This window comes from Streptococcus sp. 210928-DFI.4.42 (genome assembly GCF_020554365.1).
Lineage (GTDB): Bacteria > Bacillota > Bacilli > Lactobacillales > Streptococcaceae > Streptococcus > Streptococcus parasanguinis_S.
The window spans coordinates 56,119-70,608 of record NZ_JAJCHF010000006.1; the positions used below are offsets into that span (position 1 = coordinate 56,119).

Genomic DNA, 14,490 nt, shown 5'->3' on the forward strand with positions numbered 1-14,490 from the left:
TCGTATGTTTTATTCAATTGTAGACCTCGTAGAACAAGCAAGCACACAATACGAAGGAAACGTCGCAGAGTTAATGATTGCAACTGAATTTGAACTAACTGGTCGTGAACGCGAAGAAGTCCTCCGATTAATGACCCGTAATTTAGAAGTGATGATTGATTCTGTAAAGTTAGGATTAAATGAAAATCACTCTCGTAGTGGATTAACTGGTGGAGATGCGGCAAAATTAGATCGTTATATCAAATCAGGAAAAACTTTATCTGACTTGACCGTCTTAACCGCAGCAAAGAATGCTATCGCTGTCAACGAACACAATGCTAAAATGGGGCTGGTCTGTGCAACACCCACTGCAGGATCTGCTGGCTGTCTTCCTGCAGTTCTCACTGCGGCAACTCAAAAATTAGGGTTAAACCGTCAGCAACAATTAGATTTTCTACTGACAGCTGGAGCTTTTGGTTTAGTCATCGCAAATAATGCTTCTATTTCAGGTGCAGAAGGTGGTTGTCAAGCAGAAGTTGGTTCTGCTTCAGCTATGAGTGCGGCAGCATTGACACTAGCTGCTGGGGGAACTCCTTATCAAGCGAGTCAGGCAGTCTGTTTTGTCATCAAAAACATGCTTGGTCTCATTTGTGATCCAGTAGCAGGACTCGTGGAAGTTCCATGTGTCAAACGAAACGCAATGGGAGCCAGCTATGCCTTCATTGCTGCTGATATGGCCTTAGCAGGTATTGAATCAAAAATACCTGTTGATGAAGTGATTGACGCCATGTACCAAGTTGGATCTAGTCTTCCGACTGCCTTTAGAGAAACAGCTGAAGGAGGATTGGCAGCAACACCAACCGGACGTAGATTACAAAAAGAGATATTTGGAGAATAGCATGCAAGCCTTATTTTTTGATTTAGATGGAACATTAGTTGACAGTTCCAAGGGAATTACAGAGAGTTTTCAACATACATTCGATACTTTGAAGGTTCCTCAACCCGATCTCAAAACTATCCGTAGTTTTATGGGACCACCTTTGATTTCTAGTTTTGAAGCTACCCTTCCTGAAACTTTAGTAGATCAAGCAGTGATGATCTATCGCCAGTATTATCATGAAAAAGGTCAATACAAATCAACTCTATTTCCTCAGATACTAGAAGCTTTGAAAGCATTACAAGACGAAAACATTCCTCTTTATGTAACTACTTCAAAACATGAACCAGTTGCTTTACAGATGTGTCAAGATTTAGGTATCGATAAATACTTTAAAGGAATTTATGGATCAAATTCAGATCGTATCCACAAAGCCGATGTCATTCGATACGCCTTGTCAATCAATGACCTTCCAAAAGAGGAGACAGTGATTATTGGAGACACAAAATTTGACCTCATTGGAGGTCAAACAGTTGGCATAAAAACCGTGGCCGTCACTTGGGGATTTGGAGATCTTGAAGAGCTACTTCTTTACTCACCAGATTTTATTTGTCACTCTCCACTTGACATTCTTGAGACATTAAAAAAATAGGTTTACAAATTGTAAACCTATTTTTTAATAACCCCAAGCTGACAAACCTTGAGAGCTGTATGCATTATATGCCGCCTGGATTTGATCATCAACTGTTGCAGTTGAACCCCAACCTGGCATTGTTTGGAATAAACCACTTGCACCAGAAGCATTTGCTGCATTTACTTGACCATTTGATTCACGGGCAATAATTGCTTCCCAAGTAGAAGCAGGTACACCAGTCATTTCAGCCATACGAGCAGCTGCATAAGATCCTTGTTCTCCAGCAGTATTCCCATTTGATAGAACAATTCCACCATTTGTTGATTGTGCAGAAGTCACTGCAGCATTTGCTGCATAAGTTGTTTGTTTTTGAGCAGTTTGTGCTGTTGCAGTTGCTGTAGGTGCACTTTCAGCAGGTTTTGCTTGCTCTTGTGGAGCAACTTTATCAATCATAGATTTTGAACGCTCACCTAACTCAATAATTTGTCCTGCATAGATCAAATCTTCATTGGTCAAATTGTTAGATGCAATAATATTTTCTACTGAAGTGTTATTTTCTAGTGCAATTTTTGATAGAGTATCTCCAGACTTCACTTCGTAAGTTTCAGCATTCACTGTAGCAATACCTGAAATGAAAAGTGATGCTGCTGAAAGTAGGGAAGTGACTGTCCATTGGAACTTTTTACTGTTCATGAATTCTATTCTCCTTTCGAACATAATTCTATCATACACACAAAATGTTACAGTTTATTGTAGAATATATTACAAATGTTACAAGAATATGTGAATTTAATGTAAAAAGCGCTTTGTATAGCGCTTTTTCCTTATTTTTGAACCAATACAACTAGCTCTATCCATTTTTTAGATAAAAAACTATCAACATGAGGCACAGAATAACGAGCAATGCCAGGGTATCTTTTACTCCCCACTGCAGAGTCCGATAGCGTGTTCGTCCCTCACCGCCTTTGTACCCTCTCGCTTCCATCGCAATTGCTAATGCATCTGCGCGTTTAAAACTAGAAGCAAATAGAGGAATGAGGATCGGAATAAAGGAACGGATCCTTTTTAATAGATTTCCCTCACCAAAATCAACACCACGTGCCCTTTGCGCATTCATGATTCGATTCGTATCATCTACTAAGGTTGGAACAAAGCGCAAACTCATAGATAGCATTAACCCAATCTCATGAGCCGGAACCTTAATAATTTTTAGTGGGGTAAGGATCTTTTCAACAGCATCTGCTAAACTCAATGGTGTCGTCGTCACGGTTAAAATCGTCGAATAAAAAATGATTAAAATAAATCTACAAAATATGATGGCGGCTTGCATCAATCCTTGGTCGGTTAATTTAAAAAACCACCATTGGTACAAAATAGTTCCTTGAGAGGTCGCAAATAATTGAAAAATGGTTGTAAAAGCAATGATAAAAGTCATTGATTTTAAACCTTTAATATAAAAACTAACCGAAATCCTCGTTAGATACATTAAAACAAAAATAAAACCAAAGAGAAGAACATTTGTCTGGATATTATTTGCCCAAAACAGAAGAAATATGAATAAAAACATTGAGAGCAACTTCCCACGAGGATCTAGTTGGTGGATAATGGAGTTTCCAGGAATATACCTTCCTAAAATCATATTATTCATGAAGTAACAGCTCCTTTAGTTCCTCAATTTTGATTGGTAGTCTGTCCAGAGGAAGTCCTCTTCGTTTCAATTGAAGAGCAAAATTCGTAATTTGTGGGACTCCTAATTGAAGTTTTTGTAAATACTCAACCTGTTGAAACACTTCCCTTGGGGATCCGTTTAGGACAAGTTTTCCCGCTTCTAAAGCAAATACGGTATCAGCAAAATTTGCTACATCATCCATCGTATGAGTTACCAGAACTAGAGTCATCCCATTTTTATGTAATGTTTCAAACAGCGCCATCAATTCCTTTCTTCCAGCAGGATCTAGCCCTGCTGTTGGCTCGTCCAATACTAAAATCTCTGGTTCAATAGCTAAAATACCCGCGATCGCAACCCGTCTCATTTGTCCACCAGATAGTTCAAATGGACTTTTATCATAGATAGACTCTTCTAAACCAACGATCGCTAATTTTTCTTTGGCTATTTCCTCCGCTTTGTCCTTAGGTACCCCAAAATTTTGTGGTCCAAAGGCTACATCAGCTAGAACAGTTTCCGCAAATAGCTGACTTTCTGGAAATTGAAAAACCAAACCGACTTTTTTTCTCAGGTACTTCATTTCTTTTGGCTCAGAATGATTATCTAAAACAAAATCTTCAAATTGAATCGTTCCTTTAGTCGGACGCAGTAAACCATTTAGTAATTGCAACAAAGTAGACTTGCCACTGCCAGTATGCCCGATGATGGCTGTATAAGATCCATCTTTTATTTCCAAACTAATATCAGAAAGCGCCTGCCCTTCAAAAGGACTTCCCTCTTGATAAGTATAATAGACATTCTTTAAAGAGATTCCCATAGTTGGTCTAATAACTCACTTTCTGTTAGATAATCCTGTTTTAGCGGAAAATGCGAGCTGAGAGATTCTTGAACCTGCTTACTAAAAGGCTTATCTAGTCCAATCTCATTAAGGTCATTTCTTGAAAACAATTCCCGCGGCGTCATAGAAGACTCTAGTTTTCCTTTTTGAAACACCAGTGTTCGATCACTTAAGGCAATTTCGGTTAAATCATGGGTAATGGAGATAATTGTTAATTGAAATTTTTTCTGAAGTTCTCTCATTACCGCCATTAGATCCTCTCTGCCTTCTGGATCTAACATACTAGTTGCTTCATCAAGGATAATAATAGTTGGTCTCAAGGCGATAATACCTGCTATGGCCACCCGTTGCTTTTGACCACCTGACAAACGAGATGGTTCGCGATCTTTAAACTCCAGCATACCAACTTGCTCAATAGCCTTCTCCACTCGTTGAAGCATTTCTTCCCGTGGAATTCCTTGATTTTCTAAACCAAAGGCAACATCATCTTCTACTGTCGCACCAACAAATTGGTTATCAGGATTCTGAAATACAATCCCAATTTTACTACGGATTTCCCATATAGTTTCACGAGTCAGTTTTTTTCCATCAATGTAAATCTCACCAGACTCAGCTTCCAAAAGACCATCAATCAGGCGTACAACTGTAGATTTCCCACTACCATTGTGCCCAACAATTGAAAGCCACTCCCCTTGTTTCACGTGAAACGAAACAGTGTCAATTTGATACTCTTCTATTATTTTATCGTATCGAAACGATACATTTTTTAGCTCTATAATATGTTTCATTTATTTAAATGTGTCTTTAAAGAGATAGCTACTTCCCTTAAAGTAGTCGTAACCAGAATAAATTGTAAAAATCAGTGCGATATAAAGTAATACTTGCCCTGGAAGGGTCCAATGACAAAGCAAAAAGATAATAGCAAACATTTGGCTAAAGGTCTTAATTTTACCAGGCATGGCTGCAGCAAGAACTGTACCACCCGTCTCAACAAGTAGAAGACGCAAACCAGTGACAGCTAACTCACGACAAATGATAACGGCTGCAATCCAAGCAGGAACCATCTTTAATTCAATCATCATGATAAAGGCTGACATGACCAATAATTTATCTGCCATTGGATCGGCAAATTTTCCAAAATTACTAACTACATTCCATTTTCGTGCAAGGAAGCCATCTAAATAATCTGTAATACTTGCAATTGCAAAAATAACTGCTGCTACAATATGGCCTAGATAAGAATGGCTTAGACTTAAAATAGCAATAAAAATAGGAATCATCACAACTCGAATTAATGTCAATGCATTAGGAATATTTTCTTTTTTCATACTTCCTCCAAAAAACAAACTATCTTTACAGCTATTTTACTCATGCTGTAAACTTATAAAAATATACGATATAAATCACAAATCCAAGAATAGCAAAGCTAACTAGCAGATAATACAGGATTGGTAACCAGCTTGTTTTCTGCCTTAACTTTCTTGAATGAAGCTCTTCATCATTTACAAGTATTTCTTCATCAAATAACAATTCTTTTCCTTCATGAAAAGCTGTCAATAGGATGGACTCATCCAATCCCAAAGCCCATGATAACTTTTTAAGATAGATCTGGGCGTAAAAGGGACTCGGTAATAAATCAAACTCATCGTTTTCCAACGCTTCTATATAAGGAATTTCGATGGCTGTCTTATTTGAAACATCCTGTAAACTTAAGTGTAAATTTACTCTTGACAATCTTAACACTTGACCAATCGTTCTCTTCTTCATGTTTTCCCTTCTTGATACATTGTTTACTACTTTTGAAAAATCATATAGTCAACCATTTCAGCCTGGTCGATGAACTGACGACCTAATTTGATGATATCTTGTAAACTAATACCTTGTAAAATCTTTGGAAGATCATAAGAAGTGCTACCGTCTGAAAAATATTCAAACTGAGTGGCACTATACTCAAGCGAATTTAAACCTTGTAAGAAATCACCAAACATTTCGCTTTTAATCGTATCTAAATGTTCCTGATTCACATCCGGATCCTTATCAAATTGTTTAATAGCTGATCTAAATTGATGAGATAAGGAGACCGGTTCTTGAGTATCCATTGTCAAGACGACGAAATGAAACAATTCCTCAACCTCGACTTCAAGTGTCAATGAGTTGTCAATTTTCCCAGCTTCATATAAACTTTGAAACCGTTGTGAGGTCCAACCAAACATCATCGAAAATAGTAATTTTAACATTAATTTATAGCGAAATTTTTCCTCTTCCTTAATGATATCATTTCCTCGAATTCCAATTGCCAACTTAGGAGTAGCAACTTGCATTCTACAGGATTGATTCAATTTCACTTCATTTTTTTCTACAGGAAAACGTTCTAACTCAATAGAAGGATGAGGAGGAGTCAGATCATATTCCTTTACTACTTGCAATACTTCATCAACATCAAAATTTCCGATCACTAATAAGTGCATTTGAGAGGGATGATAGAATAGGTCAAAGTTTTCACGGAGATTATCTATTGTAATATTAGAAATAGATTCCCTCGTCCCAGCAATATCGTCTGCTAACGGTGTCCCAGGATATAAATTTTCTAAAGCACCAAAAAACAATCGATAGTCTGGACTATCTTGATACATTCCAATCTCTTGTTGAATGATTTCTCTTTCCTTAGATACAGATTTTTCTGTAAAGGAAGCTTTTGAAACCATCTCCAATAACAATTGAATATTTTCAGGGACCTTTGAAGTTGTTGAGAAAAGATAACTTGTCTTTGTAAAGCTTGTAAAGGCATTGCTTTCCGATCCTAAATGAACGAATTTTTTTAGATAATCTTGGCCTTTTTCATCTTCGAACACTTTATGTTCTAGAAAATGAGCAATTCCTGCAGGATATTTTCTTTCATCCCCATTCACTAGAATTCGTGTGTCCACTGAACCAAACTTAGTTGTGATCATCCCATAAGTTTCATAATAATCTTCTTTTGGAACTAAATGAATGGTCAACCCGTTTGACAAGCGTGTAAAGTAAACCTGCTCACCAACTGATTCATAATATTTTTCTTTAATTTTCAATCTTTACACTACTTTCCTTCCATAAAATAAACAGACTGTAAATTAATTGTTTTTGCCGTTTCAATAATTTCCTCTCTACTAACCTTATTGATGGATTCTAACCATTCTTCTAAGGAAAGTACCTTCGTTCCTAGGATCGTTTTCAGATATTCCCTTTCAATCAAGGTATTTTGTCGATCCTGTGCTAATAAGGTCGTATTCACCAACATTTCTTTTGTCAACCGAAGCTCTGAATCTGTAAATTTACCTCGTTTTAAATCATTCAACTGTCGCATAATCAAGGTCATTACTTTCGTACGAGATTCCTTATCGATACCTGCAAAAACTCTCATAAAGCCTGTGAAAATATCAAAATGGCTAGAGATGGTGTAAGCGAGACCTTCTTTCTCACGAATTGTTTGAAAAAGTCTTGAATGCGAGAAAGCTCCCAGCATCCCATTTAATACAACTAGTGGGATATGGAGAGATTCTCCATACTGGGTAGAAAAATGGTAACCTAATTCTAAAATAGATTGTTGGTTTTGTTTTTGCTCTAACTTTTCTCTAACGACATTTGTAAAAGGTTGTTGATAATTGACAGATAAATGGTTATCACGTGGCTTGAATTCAAAACTATTCACTCGATCTACAATAGCGACTTCATTAAAATCACCTATGAAAAAGAAGTCAATGTTATCGAATTGAAGCATCTGATGAAACTGTGAAAGAGAAGTTTGAGCTGTCTCTTGTCTCACTAAATCAACTTTTCCCAATCTTGACATCCCGATTGTTTCGTCTTCAAAAAATAGTTGATTCAATTGCCCATGGGCATAATAATAAGGTTCTTCAATTTCCGACTCCAAATCGGAAATCGTATTTTTCTTTTCAACCTCAAATGTATCACTGTCAAAGTAATCTGCTACTACCAAAGGTGAAAAGAAGATAGTTTCTATAATGTCCAAAACTTCATAAGTAAGAACATTTTTCTTGCTCAAAAAGTCATCGCGCACAAAGGAAATATTCAAATCAACATAATGAACACGCCCCCTCTTAGAGACTGAGGTTGACAATTCTACCCCGTATAGACTCGCTAATTTTTCACGGAATAATTGTGAAGTTGGATATTTTTGATTTGCAGTTTCCATCATACAGGCTACTAAAACACGCGCAGCTACGGTATTTTCATCTAATGGCGATGAAAAACGGACCTTAATTTTATTGGTTTTAAATTTTTTTGATTGAAGAAAGTGAAGATTCACGCCCTTTACTAATTCCATTTTCATCCTCGTTCTACTCAATAGTAACTTTCATTATAACACGAAATCACACTAAAATCCTAATTCAAACTGTGAAAAAGCTCCTCAAATCACTCAACATTCTCTACCCTAGAAAAACTAAAAATATGGTATAATAACACGCAAAGAGGTGAACTATGAATTACAAATTATTTGATGACTTTATTACATTACAAGCAATCTTAAAAGAACTCGGTATTATACAGAGTGGTGGTGCAATCAAAGCCTTTCTTCAAGAAAAAGAAGTCTTTGTTAATGGTGAATTAGAACAACGGAGAGGCCGTAAACTTCGTGTCAATGATCAAATTGACATTCCTGAACTGAGCATGACTATCACCATTCTTGAACCTTCTCAAGAAGAAATAGAAGAGCATCTTAAAGAGAAGGAAGAAAAGGAACGTGTTGCTAAACTTGTCAAGCAACTCAATCAACAACAAAAGAAACAACCGACAAAGACTAACAAAAAAGAAAAAGCAATTCGCTTTCCTGGTATCTCCTAATGTGGTTAAAACACTTATCCATTCAACATTTTCGTAATTATCAAGAACTTGAAGTCGAGTTTCATCCTGGATTAAATATTTTCCTAGGTCAAAATGCTCAAGGAAAGACCAATATTCTCGAATCAATTTATTTTCTAGCTTTAACCAGAAGTCATCGAACACGAAATGATAGAGATCTCATCTATTTTGAATCCACAGATTTCAAAGTTTCTGGTCAATTACAAAGAGAAACTGGTCCCCTTCCATTAGAAATTTCCTTGACACCAAAAGGTCGGATAACTAAGGTAAATCATTTGAAACAAGCCAAATTATCGAACTATATTGGCCATATGAATGTTGTCCTTTTCGCACCCGAAGATTTGCAACTGATCAAAGGATCACCTGCAGGGCGTCGAAAGTTTATTGACATTGAATTAGGTCAGATGAAACCTCTCTACTTATCTGACTTATCTCAATACAACCATGTACTGAAACAAAGAAATAGTTATCTAAAAAATTCGGAAAAAATTGATGCTACATTTTTGGAGGTCTTAGATTCACAACTAGCTAGTTTTGGAAGTCGCGTCATCCATCATCGGCTTGAGTTTATTAAAAAATTAGAAGCTAAAGCAAAAGAAAAACATACTCGACTTTCTGACAACAAAGAAAACCTATCAATTCAATATCAGTCAACTGCTTTTTCTGAAGAAGGAAATGATATAGAAGAGCAGTTTCTCTCTATGTTGGAAAAAAACCGTCAGAAGGATATTTTTAGGAAAACAACAAGTATTGGGCCTCACAGGGATGATTTGGCATTTTTTATCAATAATATGAATGCTACCTTTGGTAGTCAAGGCCAGCATCGAAGTGTTGTTCTCTCTCTAAAATTAGCAGAAATTGAATTAATGGAAGAAATCACAAGAGAAAAGCCGATTTTACTACTTGACGATGTCATGAGCGAACTTGACAATTATCGTCAACTTCAACTACTTGAAACCATCTCTAATAATATTCAAACATTTATTACAACGACCACTCTCGATCATTTAAAAGAACTACCTGAAGAGTTGAAAATTTTCACTGTTCAAGCCGGTCATATCAAAACAGCATCTTAACAATACTGTCAAGATGCTGTTATTTTTGTTTACAAATGTGTAAATTTATTGTGCCGAGTAGTTAGGAGCCTCGTTTGTAATTTGCACATCATGAGGATGACTTTCTTTCAATCCTGCGCCACTCATTTCAACAAATTGTGCATGATCATGTAAATCTTGAATGGTTGCTGCACCAACATAACCCATACCTGAACGAATACCACCGATCATTTGGAAGACCATATCTGCTACAGAACCTTTATAAGCAACGCGTCCTTCAATTCCTTCAGGAACCAATTTATTGGCTTCATTGACAGATCCTTGGAAGTAACGGTCGCTAGAACCTTTCTTCATTGCTGCAATAGATCCCATACCACGGTATGTTTTAAATTTACGACCTTGGAAGATTTCTGTTTCACCTGGTGCTTCATCTGTACCTGCAAGCATTGAGCCAAGCATAACCGCATTTCCACCAGCTGCGAGTGCTTTGACAATATCTCCTGAATACTTGATACCACCATCAGCAATGATCGTTTTTCCATATTCACGAGCTACAGCGGCTGCATCATAAATAGCAGTAACTTGAGGGACACCAACCCCTGCAACAACACGAGTTGTACAGATTGATCCTGGACCAATTCCAACCTTAACTACGTCTACCCCTGCATCAAATAAAGCACGCGCACCTTCAGCTGTTGCAATATTTCCTGCAATCAAGGTACGATCTGGGAAGTGAGCACGAATTTCTGCGATCTTACGAAGAACACCTGCAGAATGTCCATGAGCAGTATCGATGACAATAGCATCTGCACCAGCTTCAAAAAGAGCTTCTGCACGTTCAAAAGTATCTGAAGTAACCCCTACGGCACCAGCCACAAGCAAACGACCAAATTCATCCTTAGCCGCATTTGGAAACTCAATAACTTTTTCAATATCTTTGATTGTAATCAAGCCAGAAAGACGACCATTTTCATCTATCAATGGTAATTTTTCAATACGGTGCTCTTGTAGAATACGTTCAGCTGTTTCTAAATCGGTTCCAACCGGTGCAGTCACCAAGTTTTCACTTGTCATATGATTTGAAATGGGTTGATTGTAATCAGAAATAAAGCGCAAGTCACGATTGGTAAGAATACCAACTAATTTACGATTTTCAAGTGTTTCAACAACTGGAACACCACTGATGCGGTATCGTCCCATCAACTCATTTGCTTCTGCAATTGTATGAGAAGGTGTCAAATAGAATGGATCAATAATAACCCCATTTTCAGAACGTTTTACTTTGCGTACTTCATCTGCCTGTTGCTCAATTGACATGTTTTTATGGATCACACCAAGTCCACCAGCACGTGCCATTGCAATTGCCATTTGACTTTCTGTCACTGTATCCATTGCGGCAGTAATGATTGGGATGTTCAAGCGTAAATTACTTGCTAATTGTGTACTTAAATCTGCATCATTAGGCAATACGTGACTTTCTGCTGGAATCAAAAGCACGTCATCGAATGTAAACCCTTTTTTTAAAAACTTTGTGTCCCAATTAGACATTAGCTGGATCCTCTTTTCTTTTTATTTGAGCAAGGCTCGAATTTTTATTGTTAATATCATACCATTCTATCGTAATTTGTCAATCATTTATTGGTAAATTATCAATGAACAGTAGAGAAATGTTCGCTATTACTGAAGTCGTTTTATTTTTTAAAATAGGTAATTCCCATCGCAGATTTTACTTCATCCAGTGTTTGAGCTGCTACATTTCGAGCGCGCTCACTTCCTTTTTCAAGAACAGAGTAAACTTCCCCCATATCCTTTGCAAACTCAAGGCGTCTTTCACGAATTGGTCTTAATTCACGATCTAAAATTTCTAAAAGATATCGTTTGGTCTTTACATCACCAAGTCCACCACGTTGATACTGTTCTTTCATTTCTGCAATTTCAGTTGCATCTTCTGGACGGCCAAATACATCCAGGTAATGAAATACCATATTTCCTTCGATTTTTCCTGGATCCTCTACTTTAATATGATCCGGATCAGTATACATACTCATCACTTTTTTCTTTAAAGTATCTGCATCATCAGCTAGGTAAATTCCATTATTCAACGATTTAGACATTTTAGCATTTCCATCTAAACCAGGTAAGCGCCCTGCTGCTTCATTTTCAGGATAAATCCCTTCTGGTTCGACCAAAGCATCTGTGTTGTAAGCATGGTTAAAGGAACGAACAATCTCACGAGTTTGTTCAATCATTGGTTTTTGGTCGTTTCCTACTGGAACAAAATTTGCTTTAAATGCTGTAATATCAGCTGCTTGTGAAATAGGGTATACCAAAAATCCTGTTGGAATACTCTCACCAAAACCTTTTTGAGAAATCTCAGTTTTTACAGTTGGGTTTCTTTCAAGTCGTGCCAAAGATACCAGATTCATATAATACATAGTCAATTCTGCCAATTCAGGAATCTGACTTTGAATGAAAATCGTAACCTTTTCAGGATCCAATCCTGCAGCAAGATAATCTAAAGCAACATTTCCAATAGATTCTACAATCGTTTTTGGATCTTTTGCATGGTCTGTCAAAGCTTGCTGGTCTGCTAGAAAAACAAACATATTATACTCGTCTTTATTTTGTAGCAAGACGCGATTTTTTAAAGAACCTACATAGTGGCCAATATGGAGTTTTCCTGTCGGTCTATCTCCTGTCAAAATGATGGGTTTTGTCATACTCTTCTCCTTAATCGTTATACCTATCATTATAGCACTTTCTAGTTGAAAATGTTAGTCTATCCTCTATGTTTGTAAGCAATTAACACTTTACTAAACTGTCAATTTAGTTTACATAGTTGTAAAAATAAATTGACAGTAAAAAAGTTGAATTTTCCCCTATTTTCTAGTAAAATGAAGACATTATAGAAAGAGGAGAAAATCATTGCTTACAGTATCAGACGTCTCACTACGTTTTAGTGATCGAAAATTGTTTGACGATGTCAATATTAACTTTACAGAAGGAAATACATACGGTCTCATTGGTGCCAACGGTGCTGGAAAATCAACCTTTTTAAAAATTTTAGCTGGAGATATTGAACCAACAACTGGTCATATTTCTCTCGGTCCTGATGAACGTTTGTCCGTTTTGCGTCAAAATCACTTTGACTATGAAGACGAGCGGGTCATCGATGTTGTCATTATGGGAAATGAGAAGCTCTACAACATTATGAAAGAGAAAGATGCTATCTACATGAAAGAAGATTTCTCTGATGAAGATGGTGTCCGTGCAGCTGAACTTGAAGGTGAATTTGCCGAACTTGGTGGATGGGAAGCAGAAAGTGAAGCATCTCAATTGCTTCAACATCTAAATATTTCAGAAGACCTTCATTATCAAACTATGAGCGAGTTAGCCAATGGGGATAAAGTGAAAGTTCTCTTAGCTAAAGCCCTTTTTGGTAAACCAGATGTCCTTCTTTTGGACGAGCCGACCAATGGATTGGATATTCAATCCATTACCTGGTTAGAAGATTTTCTGATTGATTTTGAAAATACGGTTATCGTTGTATCCCACGACCGCCACTTTTTGAACAAAGTCTGCACCCATATGGCGGATCTCGACTTTGGAAAAATTAAACTTTACGTCGGGAACTATGATTTCTGGAAAGAATCTTCTGAACTTGCAGCAAAATTACAAGCAGATAGAAATGCAAAAGCTGAAGAAAAAATTAAACAATTACAAGAGTTTGTCGCACGTTTCTCAGCCAACGCTTCAAAATCAAAACAAGCAACTTCGCGTAAAAAAATGCTTGACAAGATTGAACTTGAAGAAATTGTTCCATCTAGTCGGAAGTACCCATTTATCAACTTTAAGGCAGAACGAGAAATTGGTAACGATCTCTTGACAGTTGAAAATCTTTCTGTCAAGATTGATGGAGAAACTATCCTTGACAATATCAGCTTTATCTTACGTCCTGGTGACAAAACCGCCCTTATCGGACAGAACGATATTCAAACAACCGCTTTGATCCGTGCATTGATGGATGATATTGAATATGAAGGAACTGTCAAGTGGGGAGTTACAACTAGTCGGTCTTATCTACCAAAAGACAACAGTCGGGATTTTGCAGGTGGTGAAAGTATTCTTAATTGGCTTCGTCAATTTGCAAGTAAAGAAGAAGATGACAATACTTTCCTTCGTGGTTTCTTAGGACGTATGCTCTTTTCGGGTGACGAAGTTAACAAGTCTGTCAACGTCTTGTCAGGGGGAGAAAAAGTTCGTGTCATGTTGTCTAAATTGATGCTCCTCAAGTCAAATGTTCTTGTACTGGATGATCCAACCAATCACTTGGATTTGGAGTCTATTTCAAGTTTGAATGATGGATTGAAGAATTTTAAAGAATCGATTATCTTTGCCAGCCATGACCACGAATTCATTCAAACACTCGCCAACCATATTATCGTTCTTTCAAAAAACGGCGTAATCGATCGAATTGATGAAACCTATGATGAGTTTCTTGAAAATGAAGAAGTTCAAGCAAAAGTGAAAGAACTTTGGAGTCAATCATAAAAATAAAGAGCCCTGAAATCATTATTTCAG

The 14,490-nt window shown here is 37.0% G+C and carries 15 protein-coding genes; 5 read left to right on the forward strand and 10 right to left on the reverse strand.

Annotation, left to right across the window (positions count from 1 at the left end; all coding sequences use genetic code 11):
• Positions 1-4: 4 nt before the first annotated feature.
• Entirely contained in the window at positions 5-877 is an 873-nt protein-coding gene (gene sdaAA, locus LIZ08_RS03650) for an L-serine ammonia-lyase, iron-sulfur-dependent, subunit alpha (RefSeq protein ID WP_003002222.1), read from the forward strand.
• 1 nt (position 878) lies between these two features.
• Positions 879-1,508, forward strand: coding sequence for an HAD hydrolase-like protein (locus LIZ08_RS03655; RefSeq protein WP_049475066.1), 630 nt, complete (start codon positions 879-881; stop codon positions 1,506-1,508).
• A 24-nt stretch (positions 1,509-1,532) separates the two neighbouring features.
• Here the strand turns inward: LIZ08_RS03655 and LIZ08_RS03660 are convergent, their stop codons facing one another.
• The 8 genes from LIZ08_RS03660 to yfmF form a co-directional block, all read right to left on the reverse strand.
• Positions 1,533-2,183: a LysM peptidoglycan-binding domain-containing protein gene (locus tag LIZ08_RS03660; protein WP_003002250.1), complete on the reverse strand. Its 651-nt coding sequence runs from the start codon at positions 2,181-2,183 to the stop codon at positions 1,533-1,535.
• A 157-nt stretch (positions 2,184-2,340) separates the two neighbouring features.
• Positions 2,341-3,138, reverse strand: a complete 798-nt coding sequence (locus tag LIZ08_RS03665) for an energy-coupling factor transporter transmembrane component T family protein (RefSeq protein ID WP_227038301.1) — start codon at positions 3,136-3,138, stop codon at positions 2,341-2,343.
• Positions 3,131-3,973, reverse strand: coding sequence for an energy-coupling factor transporter ATPase (locus tag LIZ08_RS03670; RefSeq protein WP_021154152.1), 843 nt, complete (start codon positions 3,971-3,973; stop codon positions 3,131-3,133). The genes LIZ08_RS03665 and LIZ08_RS03670 overlap by 8 nt, the downstream gene beginning before the upstream one ends.
• Positions 3,958-4,782: an energy-coupling factor ABC transporter ATP-binding protein gene (locus tag LIZ08_RS03675; RefSeq protein ID WP_031574782.1), complete on the reverse strand. Its 825-nt coding sequence runs from the start codon at positions 4,780-4,782 to the stop codon at positions 3,958-3,960. Before LIZ08_RS03675 ends, LIZ08_RS03670 begins: the two co-directional genes overlap by 16 nt.
• Positions 4,783-5,322, reverse strand: coding sequence for a CDP-diacylglycerol--glycerol-3-phosphate 3-phosphatidyltransferase (gene pgsA, locus LIZ08_RS03680; RefSeq protein ID WP_003009208.1), 540 nt, complete (start codon positions 5,320-5,322; stop codon positions 4,783-4,785).
• A 40-nt stretch (positions 5,323-5,362) separates the two neighbouring features.
• Positions 5,363-5,761: a helix-turn-helix domain-containing protein gene (locus LIZ08_RS03685; protein WP_031574784.1), complete on the reverse strand. Its 399-nt coding sequence runs from the start codon at positions 5,759-5,761 to the stop codon at positions 5,363-5,365.
• A gap of 26 nt (positions 5,762-5,787) precedes the next feature.
• Complete coding sequence (gene yfmH / locus LIZ08_RS03690) at positions 5,788-7,062, reverse strand: EF-P 5-aminopentanol modification-associated protein YfmH (RefSeq protein ID WP_195487234.1); 1,275 nt, start codon at positions 7,060-7,062, stop codon at positions 5,788-5,790.
• Positions 7,063-7,070: 8 nt separating this feature from the next.
• Positions 7,071-8,318 carry an EF-P 5-aminopentanol modification-associated protein YfmF gene (gene yfmF, locus LIZ08_RS03695; protein WP_227038302.1) on the reverse strand — a complete coding sequence of 416 codons (1,248 nt, stop codon included), beginning with the start codon at positions 8,316-8,318 and terminating at the stop codon, positions 7,071-7,073.
• 155 nt (positions 8,319-8,473) lie between these two features.
• On the opposite strand from yfmF, the gene yaaA reads away from it, so the two are divergent.
• Complete coding sequence (yaaA, locus tag LIZ08_RS03700) at positions 8,474-8,836, forward strand: S4 domain-containing protein YaaA (RefSeq protein WP_024054765.1); 363 nt, start codon at positions 8,474-8,476, stop codon at positions 8,834-8,836.
• On the forward strand, positions 8,836-9,930 hold the full coding sequence (gene recF / locus LIZ08_RS03705) for a DNA replication/repair protein RecF (protein ID WP_031574793.1): 1,095 nt from the start codon (positions 8,836-8,838) through the stop codon (positions 9,928-9,930). Before yaaA ends, recF begins: the two co-directional genes overlap by 1 nt.
• Before the next feature lie 45 nt (positions 9,931-9,975).
• On the opposite strand, the gene guaB is transcribed toward recF, so the two are convergent.
• Positions 9,976-11,457 (reverse strand): IMP dehydrogenase, encoded by a 1,482-nt coding sequence (guaB, locus tag LIZ08_RS03710; protein WP_031574797.1) that lies wholly within the window; start codon positions 11,455-11,457, stop codon positions 9,976-9,978.
• Positions 11,458-11,600: 143 nt separating this feature from the next.
• The gene (gene trpS / locus LIZ08_RS03715) at positions 11,601-12,629 is read right to left on the reverse strand and encodes a tryptophan--tRNA ligase (protein ID WP_045760062.1); all 1,029 of its coding nucleotides are present in this window, start codon (positions 12,627-12,629) and stop codon (positions 11,601-11,603) included.
• Between the two features lie 205 nt (positions 12,630-12,834).
• Between trpS and LIZ08_RS03720 the strand changes: the two genes are divergently transcribed.
• A complete protein-coding gene (locus LIZ08_RS03720) occupies positions 12,835-14,460 on the forward strand; it encodes an ATP-binding cassette domain-containing protein (protein ID WP_227038303.1) in 1,626 nt (541 codons plus the stop codon).
• Positions 14,461-14,490: the final 30 nt, after the last annotated feature.